This is a genomic window from Paenibacillus baimaensis (genome assembly GCF_025567575.1).
The window spans coordinates 527055-550845 of the sequence record NZ_JAOQIO010000094.1 but is presented as its reverse complement, the minus strand read 5'-3'; the positions used below and the strand labels follow the sequence as shown (position 1 = coordinate 550845).

The 23791-nt window shown below is 44.3% G+C and carries 25 protein-coding genes; 8 read left to right on the top strand and 17 right to left on the bottom strand.

The genetic code is table 11. The features are described from left to right. Positions 1-201 (top strand): hypothetical protein (locus tag OB236_RS26240; RefSeq protein WP_262686603.1); only part of this gene is annotated, 201 nt, incomplete at its 5' end. Here OB236_RS26240 and OB236_RS26235 read toward each other — a convergent pair. From OB236_RS26235 to OB236_RS26225, 3 genes are all read right to left on the bottom strand, one after another. Then, positions 185-694, bottom strand: a complete 510-nt coding sequence (locus tag OB236_RS26235; RefSeq protein WP_262686602.1) for a GNAT family N-acetyltransferase — start codon at positions 692-694, stop codon at positions 185-187. The two genes, OB236_RS26240 and OB236_RS26235, sit on opposite strands and share 17 nt — an antisense overlap. A gap of 32 nt (positions 695-726) precedes the next feature. Continuing rightward, positions 727-1227, bottom strand: coding sequence for a DinB family protein (locus OB236_RS26230; protein ID WP_262686601.1), 501 nt, complete (start codon positions 1225-1227; stop codon positions 727-729). A 66-nt stretch (positions 1228-1293) separates the two neighbouring features. Beyond that, positions 1294-2178 (bottom strand): TetR/AcrR family transcriptional regulator, encoded by an 885-nt coding sequence (locus OB236_RS26225; RefSeq protein WP_262686600.1) that lies wholly within the window; start codon positions 2176-2178, stop codon positions 1294-1296. A gap of 173 nt (positions 2179-2351) precedes the next feature. Between OB236_RS26225 and OB236_RS26220 the strand changes: the two genes are divergently transcribed. Then, positions 2352-3467: an AbrB family transcriptional regulator gene (locus OB236_RS26220; RefSeq protein WP_262686599.1), complete on the top strand. Its 1116-nt coding sequence runs from the start codon at positions 2352-2354 to the stop codon at positions 3465-3467. Positions 3468-3585: 118 nt separating this feature from the next. Here the strand turns inward: OB236_RS26220 and OB236_RS26215 are convergent, their stop codons facing one another. The 11 genes from OB236_RS26215 to OB236_RS26165 form a co-directional block, all read right to left on the bottom strand. Beyond that, a complete protein-coding gene (locus OB236_RS26215; protein ID WP_262686598.1) occupies positions 3586-4020 on the bottom strand; it encodes a hypothetical protein in 435 nt (144 codons plus the stop codon). Positions 4021-4193: 173 nt separating this feature from the next. After that, positions 4194-4712: a GNAT family N-acetyltransferase gene (locus OB236_RS26210; protein WP_262686597.1), complete on the bottom strand. Its 519-nt coding sequence runs from the start codon at positions 4710-4712 to the stop codon at positions 4194-4196. A gap of 33 nt (positions 4713-4745) precedes the next feature. Further along, positions 4746-5933 (bottom strand): staphylopine family metallophore export MFS transporter CntE, encoded by a 1188-nt coding sequence (cntE, locus tag OB236_RS26205; RefSeq protein WP_262686596.1) that lies wholly within the window; start codon positions 5931-5933, stop codon positions 4746-4748. Positions 5934-6055: 122 nt separating this feature from the next. Next, positions 6056-7189 carry a cysteine synthase family protein gene (locus tag OB236_RS26200; RefSeq protein WP_262686595.1) on the bottom strand — a complete coding sequence of 378 codons (1134 nt, stop codon included), beginning with the start codon at positions 7187-7189 and terminating at the stop codon, positions 6056-6058. A 17-nt stretch (positions 7190-7206) separates the two neighbouring features. Continuing rightward, complete coding sequence (locus OB236_RS26195) at positions 7207-8820, bottom strand: ABC transporter ATP-binding protein (protein WP_262686594.1); 1614 nt, start codon at positions 8818-8820, stop codon at positions 7207-7209. Positions 8821-8885: 65 nt separating this feature from the next. Continuing rightward, positions 8886-9713: an ABC transporter permease gene (locus OB236_RS26190; protein WP_262686593.1), complete on the bottom strand. Its 828-nt coding sequence runs from the start codon at positions 9711-9713 to the stop codon at positions 8886-8888. After that, complete coding sequence (locus tag OB236_RS26185) at positions 9706-10677, bottom strand: ABC transporter permease (protein ID WP_262686592.1); 972 nt, start codon at positions 10675-10677, stop codon at positions 9706-9708. The genes OB236_RS26190 and OB236_RS26185 overlap by 8 nt, the downstream gene beginning before the upstream one ends. Before the next feature lie 11 nt (positions 10678-10688). Beyond that, positions 10689-12242, bottom strand: a complete 1554-nt coding sequence (locus OB236_RS26180; protein ID WP_262686591.1) for an ABC transporter substrate-binding protein — start codon at positions 12240-12242, stop codon at positions 10689-10691. 78 nt (positions 12243-12320) lie between these two features. Next, positions 12321-13118 (bottom strand): class I SAM-dependent methyltransferase, encoded by a 798-nt coding sequence (locus OB236_RS26175; RefSeq protein WP_262686590.1) that lies wholly within the window; start codon positions 13116-13118, stop codon positions 12321-12323. After that, the gene (locus tag OB236_RS26170) at positions 13108-13947 is read right to left on the bottom strand and encodes a Rossmann-like domain-containing protein (protein ID WP_262686589.1); all 840 of its coding nucleotides are present in this window, start codon (positions 13945-13947) and stop codon (positions 13108-13110) included. Before OB236_RS26170 ends, OB236_RS26175 begins: the two co-directional genes overlap by 11 nt. Positions 13948-13951: 4 nt before the next feature. Continuing rightward, on the bottom strand, positions 13952-15196 hold the full coding sequence (locus OB236_RS26165; protein WP_262686626.1) for an ATP-grasp domain-containing protein: 1245 nt from the start codon (positions 15194-15196) through the stop codon (positions 13952-13954). A gap of 176 nt (positions 15197-15372) precedes the next feature. Here OB236_RS26165 and OB236_RS26160 point away from each other — a divergent pair, with 176 nt between their 5' ends. Both OB236_RS26160 and OB236_RS26155 read left to right on the top strand, forming a co-directional pair. After that, complete coding sequence (locus OB236_RS26160) at positions 15373-15951, top strand: TetR/AcrR family transcriptional regulator (protein WP_262686588.1); 579 nt, start codon at positions 15373-15375, stop codon at positions 15949-15951. Positions 15952-16062: 111 nt separating this feature from the next. Beyond that, complete coding sequence (locus OB236_RS26155; RefSeq protein WP_262686587.1) at positions 16063-16827, top strand: SDR family NAD(P)-dependent oxidoreductase; 765 nt, start codon at positions 16063-16065, stop codon at positions 16825-16827. A gap of 122 nt (positions 16828-16949) precedes the next feature. Here OB236_RS26155 and OB236_RS26150 read toward each other — a convergent pair whose 3' ends face one another. The 3 genes from OB236_RS26150 to OB236_RS26140 all read right to left on the bottom strand — a co-directional run bounded on the left by OB236_RS26150 (position 16950) and on the right by OB236_RS26140 (position 19504). Beyond that, the gene (locus tag OB236_RS26150) at positions 16950-17846 is read right to left on the bottom strand and encodes an NAD-dependent epimerase/dehydratase family protein (protein WP_262686586.1); all 897 of its coding nucleotides are present in this window, start codon (positions 17844-17846) and stop codon (positions 16950-16952) included. A 21-nt stretch (positions 17847-17867) separates the two neighbouring features. Next, entirely contained in the window at positions 17868-18527 is a 660-nt protein-coding gene (locus OB236_RS26145) for a type 1 glutamine amidotransferase domain-containing protein (protein WP_262686585.1), read from the bottom strand. A 104-nt stretch (positions 18528-18631) separates the two neighbouring features. Beyond that, positions 18632-19504 (bottom strand): LysR family transcriptional regulator, encoded by an 873-nt coding sequence (locus OB236_RS26140; RefSeq protein ID WP_262686584.1) that lies wholly within the window; start codon positions 19502-19504, stop codon positions 18632-18634. A 174-nt stretch (positions 19505-19678) separates the two neighbouring features. On the opposite strand from OB236_RS26140, the gene OB236_RS26135 reads away from it, so the two are divergent. From OB236_RS26135 to OB236_RS26120, 4 genes are read left to right on the top strand one after another with little or no spacing between them, the layout of a single operon-like run. Next, complete coding sequence (locus OB236_RS26135) at positions 19679-21190, top strand: spore germination protein (RefSeq protein WP_408638517.1); 1512 nt, start codon at positions 19679-19681, stop codon at positions 21188-21190. 22 nt (positions 21191-21212) lie between these two features. Beyond that, on the top strand, positions 21213-22403 hold the full coding sequence (locus tag OB236_RS26130) for a Ger(x)C family spore germination protein (protein ID WP_262686582.1): 1191 nt from the start codon (positions 21213-21215) through the stop codon (positions 22401-22403). Between the two features lie 3 nt (positions 22404-22406). Next, on the top strand, positions 22407-22655 hold the full coding sequence (locus OB236_RS26125) for a hypothetical protein (protein ID WP_262686581.1): 249 nt from the start codon (positions 22407-22409) through the stop codon (positions 22653-22655). Position 22656: 1 nt separating this feature from the next. Further along, positions 22657-23757 (top strand): GerAB/ArcD/ProY family transporter, encoded by a 1101-nt coding sequence (locus OB236_RS26120; RefSeq protein ID WP_262686580.1) that lies wholly within the window; start codon positions 22657-22659, stop codon positions 23755-23757. Positions 23758-23791 lie beyond the last annotated feature (34 nt).

The following is a 23791-nucleotide window of genomic DNA, read 5'->3' as shown; positions in this document are numbered from 1 at the left end:
GGATTATGGCAAAGGTTTCAGCGTTCCCTCTGCTCTCTGGACATAAGAGCCTTCGTATTTTTTCTCTTCATCGCAATTTATGATGGTTTTTATGATAGCACAACGCTTTCCATTTTTCAAATAGAATTCTGCTTCAGCCTGTCAGATGGTCATGGTCATTCCTCTGAAGATTCTGGGGGACTGTTCAAAATAATATATTAATATCATCCCAACCATATACAAGTTCTTTTAATTTTTTTCCAGAAAACTCTATCTCCACGGTGTCGATGCACTTTCCCCCAAGCTCCTCATAAAATAGGCGAGAATTATTATCTTCTAACACCAAAACAACCAATGATTTCATTCCGAGTTGCTTCAATTCATGAATAACGGATTTCACAAGTATCGTTCCTATCCCTTGACCTTGATATTCTTTAAGCAAATAGATTGCGTTTAATTCCCCATCATAATCCAGATACTTTCCACTTCGTTCTTTGCCTCCATCTGCAAAACCGACAATTTTCCCTTCATCATTTTCTGCTACAAACACAATTCCTTGAGGAATGACATTGATCCATAATTGCTCTCGTCTTTCATAGGAAAGATTATGTAAGAAGTCGTCTGGAATAATATGGGTGTAAGTTGTTCTCCAGCTATCGACGTGTACTTTGGCAATCCCTTTCGCATCAGCTAACTTAGCCCTTCTTATTTTCATTTACATACCTACATTTCGTTGTATAGATTTTACTAATGCTTATAACCTTCCTCCAGTTCGCACTTTTGACACAAGTGATGACGCAAATGCATATCCACAAGAGCAAACCACTCCTGCGCGTTCAGCCATCCAAAGCCAGCATGTTTAACTTTGTAGTTTGGGTTGATCGTATCAAGCTTCCCTTCCCATTCTTTTATTTTCTGCCACACTTGATCGAGTCCACGCATAAGGTCTTCTATACTTTCCGTATTGCTGGGTGAGTTTGCAGGCCCGTCCGGCAGCTTGATTTTTATTGGCGGGAATCCGCCGAGCTGGTACAAATGTTCTCCAGCCTCTGTCTTCCCGAGCTTTTGCTCTTCACCAGCTGCCGCACACATTTCCACTTGGTCTAGGTAATCGAGCGAAGCGAGGATCAAGTGATTGTACATTTGGCCGAGAGACCAAACCCCTTGCTCGGAAATATGCCTTAGTTGCTCCAGCGAATAGCTTTGTAAAGAACATTTGTAGGTCTCAACCCATTTCTGATCACTCAAATGAACCACTCCTTTAGCTCTAATCACTGCTGCATGCTTGACCTGGAATTGAAGCCATACGTTATTTTATGTCATTAAGTATAGTTGTCTCACATAAGGCCGCAATTCAACCACAGTTTCAAGAAAAGTGGTATACACATGAACCAGTGTCTTGTTAGGGATGTCCTGTTTAAATTCCCGCTGCAGCAAATCGACCACTTCCTGCAGCTCGTGGCGTACATGTTCCGGCTTTGGAAGCTCCTGTATACGGGATGCCACAGCTAGCAGAAAATCATGGATCGATTGTTTCTGTGTGTGGGAGTCGATGGGGTTAATGTGATTAAAATAAATACTTGACTCATTGAGCACAGGTTTGCCCTGTTTAAGAAGTATATCATTAACAATGGCATCCATCCGTTCAACTAAAAAAAGAGCCAGTTCAGCCATCGGGAGAGCAATCACCTTTTGATGAGCGTAAGTGATATACTCCCTCAGCTGACCTCTAAATATAGCCACAATATCCCAAATATATGTCTCAATACGATTTCCGTATGCTTCATAAAAACAATCCCGGTGCCAGGTAAGCATGGTAGCACGTTTTTTCTTCCAGACTGTAACAAATTTCTCATTACTCGTGATAGGAAGCTCCTTGAACTCACTCAGAAAAAAATAATTTTCTAGCGTATATTGGAGCTGAAATTCAATTCTGCGCCGCAATCTCTCCATAGGCGTTACATCACCCTGTTGGCGATCCAGCTCTCTGGCTAGCTCGAACATGATGAGATGACAATCCTCAAATACAGCCGTAAACAAATCTTCCTTGGAATCAAATATTTTATAAATACTGCCTTTGGCCATGCCGCACGCTTCCGCAATATCTTTCATTGAAGCGGAGAAATAACCTTTTTCTATAAAAACAGCCTTGGCTGTATGTAAAATTTGCCGCTTCTTCATTTCTTCAAGATCAATCATACCCTCACCTCTCTGTTTATTCTGACATGCTTTCCTGACACGGTCAATAAAGGAGTTGACACCAAAAACTCAACAGTCATATAATGAACTCATTGGTTTCTGTATATTGAAAAAGGCTGCCAAGGCATGGTGCTTTGGACGCCAACAATCGAGCGAAAAGAAGTGATGATGCTATGAAAAGTTCTCTTTCGGCCGATAATAAGTGGGTACAGCTGCTTTATTCCGGGGTGCTTGCCGTGATTGGCGGGTATTTATTTCAATGGATTCATTGTCCCATTCCATGGCTGCTGGGTCCCATGGTTGCGGTTTTTGCCGGATCCCGACTATCCAAAACAGTAAAGCCTTATTGGTCAGGGTCTTTGCGCGATACTGGAATGATTATTGTAGGCTACATGCTGGGGCTGTCATTTACACTGGAGACTTTTGCACAAATCGGTAAGCAACTGCCCTCTATGGTGCTGCTCACTGCACTGCTGCTGGTCTGTTCCTGCCTCATTGCCTGGTTAGTAGCCAAATTTTCCGGTCTGGATTTCCCTACCGTCTTGATGGGAAGCATCCCTGGGGGCTTGAGTCAAATCATCGCTTTGGCCGAGGAGCTCAAAGGGACTGATTTAACGGTGATTACCTTTTTGCAAATTTCGCGAGTCATTATGATTGTATTCTTTGTCCCTTTGCTCATTTTTAGCCCGTTATTCGGCTCACTGCACCATTCTCTTCCTATTGCTGGCTCAACCGCCGCCGAGAGCTGGAGTGGATTATTCCCGCATATTATGGTGTATGCCGTTGTATGTACAGGGTTTGCATTACTTTGGAAAAAAATTAAATTCCCAACAGCGTTTTTGCTCGGTCCGATGGTTGCAACAATTGTTCTCCATCTATCCGGATTTTCAGGACCAACTCTCCCCCCGTCACTTGTAAATATTTCACAATTGTTAATTGGCGGTTATTTGGGACTTATGCTGAAGCCTGAAAACCTGAACAACAAAGTTAAAATTATGGTGCTTGCCTTATTAAGCGGAGCTGCATTGCTGACCTGCTCCATCGGTTTGAGTCTCCTGCTGGCATTCATGCATGCGGTACCGCTGTCCACCAGCTTTTTGAGCTTATCTCCGGGTGGGATGGATCAGATGGGCATTATAGCAAAAGAGGTTAACGCAGATCTCTCATTCGTAACCTGTTACCAGTTATTCCGAACTCTTTTTATTTTCCTCGTAGTGCCGCCGGTACTGAAGGCACTTTTCAAAGCAAGGCTGCGTCCAGAGGGCCCGTTACCAGATAAAGCAAGTTGAGTATCCAGCAATAAGAGCACACATCCATGGGAATCGAAGTCCTTCATATGACACAAAAAAGAGCAGCTCGAATGCAATCATTCGTCTGCCCTTTTTGAATCGCGTCAATCCATATGGATTAGTTGCGGTTAGTTTCTTCATCAAGTTTACGTTTGTTACGGAAATGCTTCACTACTTTGATGATACCCACAACCAAAGCCACGACAGCTAATACGTTGACCAGCAGCCCCAAGATATTCCCGAGTCCCCCCAAGTCGCCCAATAAGCCGCCGAACAGCATACCAGCCAAACCACCGATGAGTAGACCCTTCATCAAACCACCATTAAAAAATCCCGGTTTTGCTGTTGTACCCGGACTTGCAGTCGTATTTGGTGTTTTGGTAGCTGTGCTTGGATCGGCTTTGTTGGCGCCGCTGTTTTGATTCGGAGTTTTGTCCAGATTGATGCTTTTCTTAGGACCCTTGTAAGACTTGGCAGCATCTGCTACGTCTACGTGACTGAACGATATGGCAATCATTAACCCCAATATAACCATAGATAACTTTTTCCACATACCATTAACCCTCCATCATTATTTTAAGTATTTTATAACTAATAGTTATAATACGAAAAATCGGATCAATGGTTTCATTTTTTTTATCGTTATTACTAGACCCATGGCGTTACGACATTTGCGGTTGTACTTCATCCAAGCAATTAATAAAAAAAACTGATGACTGTCCAAAGCTAATCGGATTCGTTCCATCTCTTGCTCATATGCACTATGTTCTCTGATTCCCTATAACATTCGCTGTAGCCTCGGGATTGCCAGAACGGATAACCTCCAGGCAAATACAACGAAGTATGCAAATAGCTCTCGCCGTAACCGACTTCTCTGGCAAATTGTTCAGCTTTCTCGTACAGACGACCTCCGATTCCCATTCTTCGACTATCCGGGTGAATATAGAACTTGACGATTTCGCAGACCGATCCGCTTCCGAAAACGGGTTCAAGTTCAGGAAACCGCCTATCGTACATTCGGACCGCTGCAGTGCCGATAATACGGCCATTCATGTCCTCAGCTATGAAGAAACCTGCATGTGCAGGTTGTATGTACACTTCTTTAAAGAAAGCCAGATCATGCGGATTCTCATAATATGAACCTCGCGGGTACAAATCGCTCATCATCGCTAATACAAAATTTTTAATTTCCGTGCCCCTGGCCGCATCCGCTGATACGATTAGAACCTCTTTTCCTTGCTTCATTAGCACGCCCCTCCTATCTCATCTGGATTCAGCTTACTGCATCCGACTTTCCATCGTTCGGTTCATCAACGTTATATATACAGCGATAGCTGCCAATCCTGCGCTTACTGCATACATCGTGCTATATGAGAATCGATCCGCTATCGGGCCCATAACCATGCCGCCCATGGAAACACCGAGATCGGCTGCTGCAATAAACAGTCCAATGCATACATTTCGAGAGGTTTCCGGCAGTACAAATGTCAAATAGGAGGTTAGTGTCGGGTACAGAATCGCCTGGGCAATGCCAATAAGAACCCCTGCGGCATACAAAGCAATCGGCCCCCATGCCAGTGATAAGGACAACAATGATGAGCCAATAGCTCCAATCAAACAAATGCCTCCAACAAACCACGCATGCCATTTGCCGTCAGATGGGATACGTTTACTGAGCGCGAACCGGGCGACAACAACAATTAGAGACTGTATCATCAGATAAAGTCCGGCATGTCCATATGAGATTTGCCGGGCATACAGCGGGATGAATGCGGTCACAGTTCCGAACACGACGGATGCAATCATCATCAGCAAGCTGCAAATCAGCAGCGGGCGATTGCTCACGATGTGACTCAGGAGGGCTCGCATTCCCGTTATTTCTTTAGGGGCATTTCCCTGCGGCCGGACGGAATGTATGGGAACACTGTAGCCAAACATTCCCGTAACCAGCGCAATAACAACCATTGTTATCGTAAAACCGCTCATACCACCATGATCCCAAATCCCGATTGCCATCAATGGGCCGATAATCGTCGGGATATACGTAAACAGCGAATACAACGACAAACCTTGAGAGCGCTGCTCCTCTGGCAGCGCGTCAATAATGCCGATCTGAAGTGCCATTGAAAAAAATGCGGTGCACACCCCCTGCATCACACGAGCGGCCAAGTACCCCTCCAATCCGGTACATGTATACAGAACTAGGGCCAAACCATTAACGATCAACAGGAAACGAAGCACAATGACAGCTCCATGTTTCTGGACCAGATGGCCAGCCCATGGACGGAATAACATGCTGGTGAACATATAGGCGCCCATAATGAATCCGATGTGACTATTGCTTGCACCCAGTACTTCACTTCGTATAGGCACGATGACATTAAGGATCGAATTGGCACTAAAGAATAATAGAGCAAGGGTGTACAAGCGTACGAAAGGCGCTGAAACGGCCTTGTTTATGATCATTAGAAATATCCTCCGGCCTCTTGTCTCCTATGTATAGTCGTTATTGGTTAACCGCGGTCGGGGCTTCGTCTTCAGTTTGTACGGTAGACGAAGCCCCTCCCCTCATACGATGGTTGATTAGTCTATAAGAAACGAATCCCCTGATGGTAATCGACCCGGTTTAATATCTCTGAATTTATTTGTAACGTGGAATCTGGAACTTCCAAGCCGTCAATTAAGTCTGATCTATAGTTGGCACTATCAGCAGGGCACGTGCTCCAAGGCTGCAGCTGCCCGGCCATCGTGCGGATCGTTTCAATATCAGCCGCAGTCGCAAAGCCTTGTTGTTCCATCCATTCATCATTGAACAGGGTTTGTATGTAACGCTCCCCTCCATCCGAAATCATGCAGACTACACGTTTATCCGGTGTCAGTTCTTGTGCAAGCTTGAGGGCAACCAGTGCGCAAGCTCCACTAGAGGGCCCCATTAGAATGCCTTCATGACGGGCAAACGCTCGAGCCGTGAGAAATGCCTGCTCATCCGTAATTTTATAAGCACGATCAATATTCGCCATATTCAGGTTAACCGGAGTCCAACCCAGACCTACCCCTGGTATTAGATACGAATCCGTGTGTCCTCCAAAAATTGCAGAGCCTACAGCATCCACTCCAATGACCTGCACATCAGGCGCAAACGTCTTTAGATACTTCGAAATCCCGCCTAATTGCCCACCGGTACTCACCGCTGTAATAAAGACCGCAAGAGTGTTCGAGCACATCTCCATGATCTCACGGGCTGTGCTATTAAAGTGTGCTTCACTATTAAGAAGATTAAAGCATTGATCAGGCCGATACGAATTTGCTATTTCCTGCGCCAGCTTGTTGGCCAGGGAGATTCTTGTTTTATGATAGCTGCCACAGTCATCCTGTTCAGTTACAACAATGACCTCTGCGCCAAAACATTTTAATAACGCCAAATTAGTACTTGTTGTTTTGGGATCTACCAGAATGATGACACGATAACCTTTGGCCGCACCGATCATAGCAAGGGAAATACCGAAGTTGCCGCTTGAAGACTCGATGATCGTGCCTCCAGGCTTTAACAATCCCCTGCGTTCAGCTTCATTAATGATATAAATCGCAGGTCGGTCCTTGATGCTTCCTCCAGGATTGAATCGTTCATATTTAAACAGCACTTGACCTTCGTTCGCTTTATTCGTGTTGGGAATCGTGATGAGCGGCGTATTACCAATGGTCTCAAGAATACTGGTGATCATAGCTTATCATTCCTTCCTTAATAAAGACCTTCTTCCATGTCACCCGCACATTTGAGCAGTAACTGAGTATGCGGCTGCTTACTTTCATGGAGCAGCTCACTTGCTCGTTTGACTTCACTAAAGCTTCCATTGTTCATAACAGCAATATGGTCACAAAAGGAACGAAGAACTCTAATATCGTGTGAAATCATAAAAATCGAAAATTCAAATTGCTTGTGTAATCGTTGCAGCAGTGCCAGGATCTGAGCCTGCACCCTCATATCTAGTGCGGATACCGCTTCATCACAAATCAGGACCTTTGGCTTCAACACCAGCGCTCTGGCAATGGCTATACGCTGACATTGACCCGTGCTTAGCTGAGGAGGACGCCTGATCTGTGTATCCCCGACAATGCCCACTTCTTTCAGGTAGAAGGCTGCCAGCGCTTCCCGTTCTCTATGCGATCCGATTTGCAAGTATTGAAGCGGCTCCTGCACCAATTGCAGCGCATTACGCCCTGGATTAAGACTAGCTCTGGCATCCTGGAAAATTAATTGGATTTGCTTGCAAATTTCCCGCTTTTGTTGGCCTTGCAGCCGGCTAATATCGGTACCACGATACAACACACGTCCTCCACTCGGTGATTCCAAGCCGATCATACATTTGGCTAAAGTTGATTTGCCGCAACCGCTTTGTCCGAGAATGCCTAATATTTCCTTCTGATTCAACGTTAGATTCACATCATGCAGAACACGCTTTGTCCGATTAAAAGTCTTTTCCAGCTGAATGATTTCGAGCAAGGGTTCGTTATGCTGTTTCAGCAGCTCACGATCATGCGATGGCCGTGCGATTTGAGAGCGGGATACCAGTAATTGTCGAGTATAGGCAGCATGGGGCTTCGATAATACGGTTCTGGTATCGCCTTCTTCTTCAATTACTCCTTTATTCAACACAATTACTCGATTACTTATGGCATTCGCCACGGCAATATCATGGGTAATCAGAAGAACGGTTAAGCCAAGCTCCTCCTGCAACCTTTTTAATAGATCAAGCACCTCTTTTTGGCTCACCGTATCTAACGCAGAGGTCGGTTCATCTGCAACAAGAACTGCAGGCTTGAGACACAATGCCAGAGCAAGACAAATACGTTGACACATACCGCCACTGAGTTGAAATGGATAACATTCAAGAATGCTTGACGCATCCTTAAAGCCCAGCATGCTCAGCAATCGTGTACTTATGGAGGCAACTTCATCCGGAGCAGCAAGCCGATGAAAGAGCAGACTCTCTTTAAAATTCTCTTTTATTTTAAGAACGGGGTTAAGTGCTTGCTGGGCATCCTGGAAGAGCATTGCGATTCCTCTTCCTCTAATCAGATCCCATTGTACGGTCTTACCAGACAAATCCGCGTTCAACGTGGAGCCCATCTGCAACGTTCCACCAGCTATATGTGCAGAAGGCGGAAGCAGCCCCGTGATGGCCTTGGCGATCGTTGATTTCCCTGAACCGCTTTCTCCTAACAAAGCAAGAATCTCGCCTTTTCTCAAATCAAAAGTAAGATCATCCAATATGTTAATGGATTGCTGGTTATGCTTATAGGTCACTTGCAGGTTGGTGACCTGCAATATCTTCTCGCCCTGTTTATCCGTCATGTTCGACCCTCCCACCGTATTGCGCAGCAAAACTAACCTCTCGTAAGCGAGGTAAGCAAGACTGACTATAGCTCCAATTTTTCATACGGGTCCAGCCGATCTCGCAGCCCCTCACCGATTAAGTTAAAAGCCAACACCGTAAGAACAATAAAGAAAACGGGCCCTATAAGTATATGCGGAGCTTGCAAAAAATGAACGCGCCCATCAGCCAACATGCTGCCCCATTCAGGAGTTGGCGGTTGTGAGCCTAGTCCGAGGAATGAAAGAGCTGCAATGGATAAAATCAAGCTGCCTAATTCAAAAGTAGCCAATATGAGTACCGGACTGATCGCTTTTGGCAGTAATTCCCGCAAGATGATCGTCCTTCTGGGGGCTCCGAGTACTTGTGCTGCAGCAAATGAGGTTTCATTCTTCGCATGCAAAACAACACTGCGAGTTAAACGCGCAAAGGAGACCCACCATACCGATACGACAGCAATTAGAAGATGAACAAGGCTAGTACCGAATAAAGCGGCAATAACCATGGCAAGCACCATAAAGGGAAAGGCTAACAGCACATCAATCAACCGCATCAGAATGATATCCAGAATAGAGCCATGAAACATGCCAGCCACTAAGCCCACCAAAAGCCCGATCAAAAGAGCTGTGCATAGAGCAAAGACCGACGAGATCAAGGTGGTTTTTCCTCCGTAAAGAGTTCGCGAGAAGACATCCCGGCCAAACCGATCCGTACCCAGAGGGTGCTGGATGCTTGGTTTGTCCAGACGTTCAGCTGCATTCTGCTTCAAGGGATCATAAGGGGTAAATAATGGCGCACCCATAATGAGAACAGCCAATATACTTAGAATAACGACACCCATAATCAGGCTGATCGGTTTCGTCGAGCTAGGCATATTCTTCAACTCCCTCTTTTCCTTTGTAATGGATTCGAGGATCAACAAGCGCATATACAACATCGACGAATAAATGAATGAGCACCACTAACGTGACCATAACAAAAGCATATCCTTGAATGACCGGATAATCCTTAAGCAAAATACTGTCCAAGGCATACTTTCCAAGTCCTGGCCACGAAAATATGCTTTCGATGACGACGGCGCCACTAATCAGTGCCGTAAAAGAAAGGGCGATCATCGTGATAACGGGAAGTAAAGCATTTCTTAAGGCATGCTTGACGACATGCTGGTGATCCAGCCCTCTCGAGAGAGCTGAAAGCACGTAGATTTGGCCGAACTCAGACAGCATGTTGGCTCTCACGATTCGGATTAATTGCGGAGCGCCAATAAGGCCTAGTGTAATAGCGGGAAGCCATAGCCTTGTCAGGCTGGCTTCACTGTTAATTTCGTATACACCCATCGTCACGGCAAACAGCGATAATAAGAACAACCCAATGACAAACGCCGGTGTGGAAGCTAGCGCTACACAAGCAAGTCTAATGACGTTATCGTAAGGCTTGCCCGCCTTAAGAGCTGAGATCGTTCCCAAAAACAGCCCCAGAACAACTTGAATAAATAGAGCGGATACAGAAAGTATGGCAGTTGCAGGAAGTCGATCTGCGATTTCAGCGCTGACCTGTCTGCCTGTATGAATCGAGGTGCCCAAGTCCCATTGCAGCAAGCGCCCAACCCATGCTGTATACTGTACGAGCATGCTCTGATCCAATCCCAATTGTGCGCGCAGCTGAGAGACCTTCTCATCATAAGCCTGTGAGTGATTCATGGCAGCCTCAGTAGGATGGCCCAGAAATATTTCAACAGGATCGCCTGGAGCTAATCGAATTAAAGCAAAAATAATAAGCGTTGCACAAAATAACGTAATGAAAGCTTCCAGCATCTTGCGTAAAAATAATATACACATAGCCATGCCGCCTATTTCGAGTTTAATGACAGGTTGGCATTCACCACATTCTCGAATTGTCTAAAGTGATCCTCAAAGCCATAAAGCGTTTGTCTTACCGCAGTAATTTGCGGACGCGGAAATAAACTAATGACAGGTGCTTGCTGCGCGACCCTCTCATTGATCTTAAGAGCCAATTCATGGCGTGCTGCCGTGTCAGACGCTTCTCCCAATTGTGCGAGCCATGTATTTGTTTCTTCATCATTATAGCCGCCGAAATTGGCGCTTCCTCCAGGCGCATATTGACCGGTCAACAAAGTAAGCTCATCCCCGAACGTATTCCATGCTTCAATCGATGCGTCCCAATCTCCGGATTTACGTGCCGTTTGGATCAAGCTGTAATCACCATGCTGTACCTCTGCCTTGACACCGATGCGGGTCCATTGGTTTTGCAAAGCTTCTCCTAATGCTTTATCGCCACCCCAGGTCATCAAGCGCAGGGTTAAGAGATTGCCATCCTTGGTTCTGATGCCATCGGGCCCTTTTTTCCATCCCGCCTCCTCCAATAGCTGCGCAGCTTTATCCGGATCAAACTTGGTGTACACAGTATCTCGTGCTTTTTCAAATGCAGGGTTGGAGCTTAACCATGTCGTAATCGGAATACTTTGCCCTTCCGCTGCAAGCACAACCAATTCGTTCCGATCCAGGGCCCACGACAAGGCCTGCCTGACTCTCACATCCTTCAGCTGAGGTTTGCTCAGATTCAAATAAATCGTTTGCGTATTGGCCGCCGGAGTCGCCGATAGCTTCACCTCTTTGTTGCCTTTGAATTGGCTCATACTCGTTGTCGGAATATTTAACACCACCTGGCTGTGTCCACTCAATGCGGAAAGCACCCTTGTCTGCTCATCGCTGATTTCTTCGTATACGATTTTTGGAATGATAGGGCTCTTGCCCCAGTAGTTACCGCTAGTTTCCAGCACCATTTTCTGTTTGGGGATAAATTCAACCACTTTATACATACCGGAAAGATCCATCGTATCCACAGCATCATGTTTGGCATCTGCATTGTGAATAATTGTCTGGTAGTAGGAAAGGTTTAGCGGCACCTGCAGATGGCTGCGCTTGGTCTTGACACGTATCGTGTAATCGTCCGTCTTCGTAAAGATTAGTTCATCTAGAAAAGGCTTCGCTTGCAGATCAAGAGATCTTGATCGCTCTAGTGAGGCAATCACAGCCGAAGCGTCAATCGCTTTACCACTCCAAAAGCGAGCCTTAGGTCTTAATTTGATCTCCCATGTCGTCGGATCAATCTCTGCTGCACTTTCTGCAAGCGAGGGTTCCACTCCCCCATTGGCAGTGACTTTAAAAAGTGCTTCCCCTGCTCCGATGTTTCTTAAATAGCTTGAGGTAAGCGGTTTGACCGGATCCAAGCTTGCTGCAATTTCTTGACCGGCTACAACCAATTCTTGTTTCTTCGGTTGATTTGCCTCGTTAGTGCTGGTTGCCGTTGCAGCTTTATTGTCATTGCACCCCATTACCGTAATGAGTGCACTTAATACAATGATGGATAATAACTTTTTCATAATAGCCTCCACTCCACAGTCATGCAGATATATGATTTGAATGTATTTGCTTTATTTTTTGCGGTTATATCTTTCCTTCTATATTGCTTGCGCAATGATCTGCATCCGTGTTCCCAGCATGTCCTGACTATAGGTTATAGGACGATCCCCCTCATATTTGTTCACATGAGGTGCCGGTTGATCAAAAAGCTGCAGCACACGGAAGTTACTCGAAGTCAGATAGTGTACAAGCTCCTGCGGGAATAAGAGTCGATGTCTTAAATGCTCAACAATGGGTGTATATCCCGTAACGGTCCAGCAATAGTCGCGATCCAGCATTTGATTGGCCAGATCAATACGAAAACGTGTTTGAAGCGAGATAACAGCGTCATGAACCTTTCTCTGCTCAACCAGCTCTTCGGTTAGCCACCGCTGTCCCTCCTGCGTCAGGAAGAAGGCAGCATTTCGCATGTCAAGATAAAGAAGTCCCCCTGTATGCAGATGTTTACGAAAACAATGCAAGCTCGCGAGCACATCTTCATTGCTGAAGTTGTACAAAAACGTACTTCCAACACAATAAAGGGCGTCAAACTGCTGCTGAAGCGAAAAGTCGGTCTGATCTCCGTATACAAACGACATTTCAGGATAATGTTCTTTAGCCCACGAAAGCATTTCTTCTGAATTATCCAGACCAACAACCTCGTATCCGGCACGATTCAGATACGCAACCTCTCGCCCAGGTCCAGCTCCGATATCCAGTACCTTCTTCCCGGCCTTATATTCGATTAATAGCTTATGTATGAATTGCGCCATGCTTTGGTCATGCTCTCCATTAAATGCCAAATAGAGGGAAGGATTCGTGTGCAGGAAGTTATCTGTATTTATTTTAATATTCATTGGCGTCTTCCTTCTCCTGTCTGCTTGTATAGCCATAGAGTTGTGAAGCACCGGCGCTAAACTGCGTGAAGGGAAAGGGCTCGGCAATCAGCGCAGTCACGCCTTTGTTCATAAATTGAGCCACAACAGCACTTCCCGTTTGTGCATAGATGATCAGAGGAATCTGTCTTTCTCTGACACGCTCCAGAATACGGTCAAACGTCCCATTGCCCAAAGTCATGGCTGTGCAAATCACACTATCCGCATGATCCAGCACTTTATCCATATCCTTTTCCACGGCTTCTCCTGACTGTGTTTCTTTAAGCTGCAGATCGCAAGGCAAACAAATTCCCCCGCGTTGTTGGATAGCCTCAACCAAAGGATTGACCACACCAATAAGAGCCACTTTGTGAAAGGCTTGGATGTCAGCCATATTTGCGATTAGAGCATCGCGCAGCTTGGCTTTTTGAATGGGTGTTCCCGCAGGAATATCAAATACTTGAGTGCTCTGGTTGAGGTGCGGGTAAACGACACCAAGATATGCATCCATCGCCGCGATTTGGACGGGAAGTCTCTCATCTCGTATGACAGTATCGAGAGATAACCCTGAGAATTGGGCTGCAGCTTCCATATCCAATTGATCTGCTGTGTGTGAGCACGCTCCAAAATAACCTTCCACTCTTAGCAGCAAATAATAATTGTGGTATTTGATCCTCGAAGAAGGAAACTGAGTGGTCTGGTATATGCTGGATGAACCTGTAACCGGCAAGGTATCCGGCTTTGGTCCCAACTTGCCTGCTAAAATAGCTTCTCGCAAATCGTTCACTGAGTACGGAGCATTCATGTTCATTCGTTCATTCCCCTTTACTGTCAAAGCTCAGAATTATTCGTTTGAGCGCTTCTTCCCCATACAATCTGGCGTTTAAGCCTTCCGTATCCTGCGTGATCACGTGCCCCAAATAGCAGGCATTATCGATCGGAGTTTCTATAAATTTGCCAATACAATTTTCGATCCTATAGCGAACCATATGCGCATCCGACTCCAATGATTCAATCCCTTGAATATGAGTAATCGTGCCACTTTGGGAAGGAACGAGAAACATGGCAGCTGCACTGGCAACACCACTGTCTTTTATCGTGAGAACAGGCTTTAGGCCTAAAGAGAGTTCGACAAAGGCCTGGAGCAAATCGATACCTGTGACTCGTTGGATGAGTTCTACGATGTAATTACCAGCCGTTCTTGGATTGATTTCAACTATCCGCGGGCCCTCTGCTGTAAGCTTCACCTCCGTATGGGCAATTCCATGATCAAAGCCTACAGCTTGCAGTGCTTTCTGAACAAACTGCGTTATCTCCGAATGTGTTTCATCATTCAGCTGGGCGGGGAACATATGGCCGTTTTCGATAAAATAGGGAGTCCCAGTAATCGATTTATCCGTAATACCTAATACCGTAGTCTCGCCATTATAGGAGACGCTCTCGACACTAACCTCCTCACCTTTCATATACGCCTCAAGGAGATAAGTGCATTCTCTTTCCTGATCTCTAAAATTGAGCGGGAATGCTTCGAGTGCATTGTAAGCGTCTTGTAATTCCCTCCCATTTTGAATAAGGCTCACAAATGCACTGGATGCGAGATCTACTGGCTTCAGAACTAATGGATAGCCAATTGCAGCTGCTGCCTGCTCCACCTCTGCCCAACTATGTGCGAGTCGATAGTTCGGATTTGCAAGTCCAGCTCGGTCGAGCGCCTGACGCATAAGGTGTTTTTGCCGTACGGTTTTCACATTGTCTGGAAAAGGGGATGGCAGATTAAAGGCCTTGGCTACTTCTCTCACAACCTCGATGTAATAATCACAGACCGTGATGACTCCATCAAAACGATAGGGCCGCAGGAATTCAATTAAGCCAGGAATATCATTCGTTTCAGTAATGAGAACGGATTCCGCATACTTGAGTACTGGATGTTGCTCCGTACTGAGAGCACTTTGGTAATGCTCAGGCTTGCGAGTTACAAAGGTATATGTGTGCCCCAGCGACTTCAAAAGTGGTGGCAGCAGGTTGCCGCTCGCTCCTACCCAACTCTCAATCATCAACATATGTGCCAAAAAAACCTCTCCTTTTATTCGTAAAATTTACTATTACAATTAATGTACTATACATTATTATCCAGTGTCAATCATTGGTAACAAAATAATTCCCGTTGTTGATTTCAAAAATAATTCTTTACTGATCGTTCCCGTAATGGTATGATGTTTTCCGGAGGGGGATATGAATGGCACGAAGCAAAGAATACGACGAGAATGAGGTACTTCAAAAGGCTATGCAGCTCTTCTGGGAACAGGGCTACGAAAAAACATCGATGTCTGATCTTGTCGAACATATGGGAATTCATAGAAGAAGTATATACGACACCTTCAGCGACAAGCATACCTTGTTTCTCAAAGCTTTGAATCGTTATGGTGAAATCATGGGTAAGGACCTTGAAAGAAGAATTAAACAAGCTGAATCGGCTGCGCAAGCACTACGTTTTATTTTTGAGTTCACTATCGATAAAAACGAGAACACTCCTCTCGGCTGCCTGTTTGTTACTGCAGCAGTAGAGCTGGCGACATATGATGCCGATGCTGATTCTTTAGCAACTAAAGGCTTTGCCAATGAAGAGCAGCTGCTCACAGATATTATTCAGTGGGGACAGCATGGCGGCGAATTTGCGTCTGATTGTGATGCCAAAGAGCTGGCGGAGTCTTTGCAAAATACGCTTCTAGGGCTTAGAGTCATGTCACGTACATCGATAAGCAAGGAAAAGCTTTACCGTATAGCCAACGTATCTTTAAAAATTTTGGAGAAATAAAAAGAAATTTTTTTACACATAAGAGAACGATCATTCCCATAAGAGTCGCATTTTCTCGATCACGCTATCCCCCAATCACATAATTAGTAATTAAAAGGAGAGAATAATAAAATGACAAAAGCACAGGATTTAAACGGAAAAGTGGCATTGGTAACTGGCGGAACACGCGGTATTGGATTGGAAACTGTTCGTGGTCTGGCTCAACTAGGAGCCACGGTAGTCATTGGTGCTCGTGATGCTAAAAAAGCTATTGAAGTCGCTGAACAGTTTAAACAAGATGGCCTGAAAGTTGAAAGTATAAAACTCGATGTGAATGTTCACGAAGATCATGTGGCTGCTTATAAATATCTGGATGAGAACTATGGAAAGTTGGATATCTTGATCAACAATGCCGGGGTTTTGCTGGATCAAGAGAATGTGTCCCTCGAAATTATCAACAGAACAAGTACTCTGCCTATGAAGGTATTGCGGGACACATTTGATGCCAATTTCTTTGCTCAAATTGAGCTGACACAAATTCTTTTACCACTGATTCGCAAATCTGCTGCCGGACGTATTGTCAACTTATCCAGCATACTGGGGTCGCTCTCCCTCCATGCAGATCCTAACTCACCTATTTATACATTCAAAACCTTTGCTTATAATGCTTCCAAGGCAGCGTTAAATGCCTTCACGATTCATTTGGCCGAGGAACTCAAAGACACACCCATTAAAGTTAATTCCATTCATCCAGGCTGGGTTCGTACTCAAATTGGTGGAGGTAGCGCGGATATTGATGAGGTGGAAGGCAGCCGTACGAGTATTTTGGCAGCAACGCTACCTGAGGATGGTCCGACTGGAGGCTTCTTCCATCTGGAAAATGCACTTCCATGGTAATCCAATTATTTAAACGACATTAAAACCAGCTGTCCCTGAAGCCATCAATTAGACTAAGGGACAGCACTTGTTTTCTTTACCCCAAATAAATTAGTTGTTAGGATTGTTATCGAAGCTCCAACTCAAGTTATTTTTTGTATCCAGCTGAGCATCGGTTCCTCGAATGGTGTCCAACCGAGTAAATTTCTGGCATGCATAGCTCGCACACGACTGTTCGAAGAAATAGCAAAGCGCGCCCAATCTCCAAGTTCCTCTATAGCACGGTCGGCAGGCCAACTCATGGTCTCCCCTTTAAATCCAAGCGCTTCACTGATCGCCTTTGCAATGTCCTGGAAACAATCCTCTCCATTTTCAGCGAAGAAATAAGAAGCAGATGGTGCCTTCTCAAGAACCAATACATATAACTTGGCCAAGTCTTTGATATGAACATTGGACCAGCGATTAAGACCCTTACCTACATGAACTCCAGCGCGCATTTCGCGGGATTTACGGATAATCTTAGGTAATTGATCACTCTCTGTTGGCAAGCCAAGCGCTTCTCCATAAATCATGGACGGGACGATGACTGAGCTTCTGACCCAATCCTCTATCCCAGCTTTACGTACAAGATTGTTAATTGCTACACGATCTTTCCTTATATCCATGGGGACAAATGGCGTTTCCTCATCGAAAATCTGTTCACTTGCATAGTCGCCTCGGGCATCATCTCCAACGACACTTGAACCCGAGGTATGCACAAATGGTTTGCCAGTACCGCGCAGGGCGTTAATGAACGTCTCAACGGCTAATCGATGATCGGAATCGGCAGTATGAATGACGCCATCACTTAATTGAGCGTACTTGATGAGAATATCCGTATCTTCCAACGTCCCCAATACAGGTTCTATTCCGATCTGTCGAAGTGCCTCCAGCTTATCGGGACTGCGCACCAATCCATACACCACATGCCCTTCTTCCAGTAAAACCTTGGCTACTGATCCTCCAATATAACCTGTAGCACCTGTGATGAAAACCTTCATAATGACCTCTCATTTCTTGGTTTAGCCTAGTTGTTTAATAACAGCCTGTGTGACAAGCAGAGTAGACTGTGGATTCTGACCCGTAATGAGGTTACCGTCCACTTCATAATGAGCAGACCAATTTGGCGCTGCCACGAAAATAGCTCCCAAATCACGAAGCTTGCTTTCCAGTAAGAAAGGAAGATGTTGATCGAACGTCGTATCTGCCTCTTCCCTATCTGTAAATGCATTAACGCGTTTGCCGGCTACAAGGGGTTGACCATTCGATAATGTAGCACCCACTAACCCAGCTGGGCCATGGCAAACGGCGGCGACAATTTTATTCGCTTCATAAAAATCACGTAGCAGCTTTTGTAACGTTCTATTATTGGGAAGGTCGTACATCGTCCCGTGGCCACCTGGCAAGAAAATCGCATCAAAATCCTCGGCAGCTACTTCATCAAGTTGTATCGTGTTATCTAAATAAGGCTGCACTTCTAAAAATTCTTCAGGGGTGTTAGCATCAACACTGCCAGGATCTATCGGACCCCTTCCTCCAAGTGGACTTGCTACCGTAACCACATATCCCTTATTTGTAAATCCGAGATAGGCTTCTGCAAATTCCGACAACCAAATCCCGGTCGATTTGCCTTTATAAATTTCAGTATGATTAGTAACAACGATTAACACTTTTTTAGCCATTTTTTTGACCTCCTATAATGATTTGATATTTGCTGCATTTTTATTTTAAACTCTGACCAATGTATAAAACAAATTATGAAATGATCGACTATACATAAATATATTTATAGATGATTTGTTAATAATCTCACTATCTCATTGATTTGAGGTAAACGTTTATATTTCATTTTATAGGCGATAAATAACTCGTTTTTTACTTTTAATTCCTCAAAAATAATTTGCGATTGGGCCTCATTAACCGATTGTTTATGTATGTATGTAGGAATTACACTTACACCAACACCATTTTCGATCGCTTTTAGAATCATATGTAAATTAGGGATAATATGAATAGGTCTTATGATTGGACGTCGTTTAAAGTGTTCTCTCCATATTCTTCTAATAATAGGCAGTTCTAGCCCGTAACTGATCCAATTTAGAGCTGAGAGCCATTGTTCCTTTTTCTTAAGATCATCTAAATCGGGTATTTCGTAATGAGAAGGAGCAACAATAACAAATTCCTCGTCCATCAATTTCAAATATTCAATTCCTGGTGTTTGAATTTTTTTGGATGTAACAATGATATCCAAGGTATCCTCCGTCAGTAATTCTAACAATTGATCAGCAGTTCCAAAATGTGAAATGGTATAGGCATTGAACTTAAGAAGCTGAGGCAGTATTTTTTCACTAAAAAATTCATGTGCAGCACCAATTTTAATGACTGTAATCGTAGGTAAGGAAGCAGCATGAAAACTCATTGTGGTTTCCTCCAGAGACTCGATCAGAGGAGCTAACTGCGAATATAATTCCTTCCCCCGTTCAGTTGGAATTATTTTCCTTGAGGACCTGATGAATAATGCTTCACCGACCTTAGCTTCCAAGGAGGCTAAGTGCTGACTCATTGCCGGCTGCGTCATCATACGGGTTTTTGCAGCTTCGGAAACGGAGTTATGCTTATATATCTCACAAAAACTTCTGTACCACTCAAAATCAACCACTTAACATTTTCCCCTTTGATTTCATCATTATCTTCTGTTACCTATTACAATACACATTTTGATTAATGGAGTCACGTTATCGATTATAGATCTGCTTTAAGACAAAATGTATTTTTCACTGCCCCCTGGGTACAATATAACTATCAAATTTCTGGAAAATAGGAGTTGGGCTCCATTCAGCCAATATCGAAAACTCAGGACTCCTTGGATATAGACTTGGATATAAATATTCAAACTGTTCAGAACGCATTGGGGAGTAGCCCAGACCTTATAGTAAGAAAAATGGTTTTGATCAACGAATGGCGCATCGCTTTGATATATATGAATGGTTTGACAGATGTTGATATGATTCAATCTGAAATCCTGGGTTCGTTGATAGATCTCAAAAAAATGAAGTCTGAATTCGATCCCAGCCATCACGACAGCCCGCTCGCTTACCTCAGTGAAAACATTCTCTCGGTTGGTGATATCGGCACTATTCACGGGTTAAGCTCGATATTCACAAATCTTCTATCGGGAGACGCCATTCTTTTCATGAATGGTTATTCAGATGGACTACGTATTGGAGTCACTGGACGTAAAGAAAGAAACGTCAGTGAACCGGCTTCGCAACCGAGTGTTCGCGGACCGATGGATGCTTTCACAGAAAATATAAAAACGAATATTTCACTTATTCGTCGTAGAATCAAAGACCCACAACTTTGGCTTGAAGTTCACGAAATTGGTAAGGTTACCAAAACAAGTGTTGCGATTATGCATCTAAATCAAGTAGCTGATGACCATATTATCCAAGAGGTCCGGCGTCGTCTGGCCGAAATCGATATTGACGGCATATTGGAAAGTGGTTACATCGAAGAGTTCATTCAAGACCGAACATTGACCCCGTTTCCTACGGTATATAATAGTGAGCGCCCGGATACGATCGTCGCAGGATTATTAGAGGGTAGAGTGGCTATACTGATTGACGGCACGCCCTTCGTACTGTTGGTTCCGGCGTTGTTCGTTCATTTCATGCAAACCTCAGAAGATTATTATCAGCGGGCAGATATCAGCACTTTGGTAAGAGTGATCCGTTACATGTCATTTATTATCGTACTGATTGTTCCATCGATGTACATAGCTATTACGACCTATCATCAAGAGATGCTGCCGACCAACCTGCTATTGAATTTAGCTTCACAGCGGGAAGGGGTTCCTTTTCCAGCGTTCATTGAAGCTTTATTAATGGAGATCATCTATGAAATTTTGCGTGAAGCGGGGATACGAATGCCAAGAACCGTGGGACAGGCTGTATCTATCGTCGGAACCCTCGTCATCGGTCAATCGGCGGTGGAAGCTGGAATCATCTCAGCCGCAGTGGTAATCATCGTATCCATCACAGCGATTTCCAGTTATGTAATCCCTGCGAACGCAATGTCAATTTCCGTGCGCATGATTCGTTTTGTCCTAATGGGCTTGGCTGCCTCCTTTGGTTTATTCGGAATTTTATCCGGGATTATTATATTAGCGCTTCATCTTAACACCCTTCGATCCTTCGGTATTCCCTATATGAGCCCATTAGCTCCGTTTGAATTAAAAGATCAAAAAGATACTTTGTTCCGCATTGCATGGCCCCGCATGATCACGCGACCGAGTCTGTTTAAACAAAAAGATAAGGTGCGTCAGAATGTATCCAAACGCAAATAACTCATCACAGAGGTGTGCACCTATGTCACGAACCATAAGGAGGCTTTTTGCAGGAGGACTGTTCGTATTGTTGTTGACCGGGTGCTGGGATCGGCGCGAATTGAATGAGCTGGGGATCCTTTCAGGAATTGCGATAGATAAAGTAGGTCAGCAGTATCAAGTCTCCGTACAAGTTGTCGTACCCGATGAAGTAAGCAGCCGGGCTAGAAAAGGTAGTGCTCCGGTTACCATGTATAAAGCAACTGCACCCACCTTGTTCGAGGCCTTCCGTAAACTTACGGAAACGAGTCCCAGAAAAATTTATACGGCACACATCAGAGTGTTAGTTTTGAGTGAACCTATTGCTAAGGATGGAATCGCCAAAGTACTGGATATTCTGGTGCGAAATCCAGAATCCAGAATCGACTATTTTGTTATGGTCGCAAGAAAGACTTCAGCCGAAAAAGTACTCAAGGTATTGACGCCTCTAGATAATATTCCGGCTGAAGCGTTGTATCATTCTCTGGATACTGCCTCAAAAGAGTGGGCTCCGATTACGAAGGTTACCGTAGATAAATTAACCGACCAATTGATGAGTAAAGGAATCAACCCGGTGTTACCAGGCATTACAATTAGCGAAAATGGACGATCCGACAACAAAGCTGAGGATATTGATCCCCCAGTCAAATTGAACTATTCAGGATTGGCTGCTTTCAACAATGACAAATTGATAGGTTGGCTGAGTACGAATGAAGGTAAAGGCTACAATTACATCCGAAACAATGTGCAAAGCACGGTGGGCAATATCAAATGTCCTGATGGCAAGATGATCTCTTTGGAAATCATTCATTCGCATACCGATGTAAAAAGCTTCATGGAGGATGTTAACCCGCATATCGAAGTACAATTAAAGATGGATGTGAATATTGGAGAAGTTACCTGTGATATTGATCTGACCGAACCCAAAACAGTTGAAAAGTTACAAAAAGAAGCGGAGCGAGAACTCGAAACCTTAATGAAAAAATCAGTTGCCGTAATGCAAAAAAAGTATAAAGTCGATATTTTCGGCTTTGGTCAAGTCATTTACAATTCAAACCCCAAGTTATGGAAGTCCATGGAAAAAGATTGGGACGAACGATTTACTGATCTCAAAGTGCTATACAAAACAAAAGTTAATATCCGTGATATCGGCATGATAAACCATACGGTTGAAAGTAAAATGAAGGAGAAATAAATAATGCTGCTTACAATTCTCATTGTAGTCACCTTGGCATTGATTGCCATGCTATTCGAACTGCCTTCTCTAATTAAAAAGGCCTTTACAAGAGAGGCATTCGCTTATTCGTTTATGTTGATTATTGGCTCCATTCTAAGTGTAATCGCACTAAGAGATATCCATATTCCAAGCACAATGAGAGTACCTGAAATGATGTACAAGCCACTTTATGAGTGGATGCAGCACACATTCAATGTAAAGGATGGTTGATATGTTGGAAAATGGTCGAATCAGCACCAAGCAATTAGCCATACTTGTGATCTACTTTATTATAGGTGATATGCTGCTGATTCTCCCCTCACTAACCGCTGCTGCCTCCAAACAAGATGCCTGGTTATCTGGGGGAATCGGATTTCTTATCGGCTGGCCAATAGCCTGGTTCTTATTCCGTTTTAGTCGGATATTCCCCAATCTAACCATAATCGAATACAATCGACGGTTGTTGGGGAAATGGATCGGAGGCATCATCTCTATCTTCTATTTATACTATTTTCTCACCACTGTCTCCATCTTGATCCGAGAAGCAGGAGATTTCTTGACGACGCAGATATTCACAAACACACCTATGAATGCCATTCATCTCATTTTGATCATCATTCTGGTTTGGGGCGTCAAAAGCGGGGTGGAGACAATAGCCCGAACGGCTGAAACCTTTTTCCCCTTGTATTTCCTCTTGTTCGTGTCCTTGTTTATTCTGCTAATCCCCCAGGCCCAGCTGATCAGGCTCCAACCTGTATTGGGTGGAGGCATCTTGCCGACAATTCGTGGATCTTTCTATACCTGTACATTTTCATTTTGCGAGCTGTGCTCTTTACTCATGCTATTCCCAAGAGTTATATCCAGTAATCATACGGAAAGAGATTATCTACTTGGTGTTTTTTTCGGAGGGATGGCCATTTGCTCGACCATTTTGCTTACCGTTCTTGTGATCGGCCCCAATTTGGCATCCATTCATCTGTATGCTACCTATATATCCGCCCAAAAAATTAACATAGGTAATTTTGTACAGAGGGTAGAAGCCATACTGGCATTAAACTGGATTATATCCACCTATTTTAAGAGTGTGTTGGACCTGTATGCTTTTCTACTCGCAACGGCCCAATTTTTCAAGCTTCGAGACTACCGTTCTTTATCCGTTCCTACCGGTATGATCCTATTCGGATTGGCTTTTACGGTCACACCCAATGTCGTTTATTTCAATAAGGTCGTCGACTACTATATCTTTTGGGATGTGACCTGCGCGCTTGGTATCCCCATGCTATTGTATATTGTTTATTTGTTTAGAAAAAATAAGCTATTAACTCCCCGATAGCCCTTTTTCACAGCCCTGACGCATACCTGCAGAG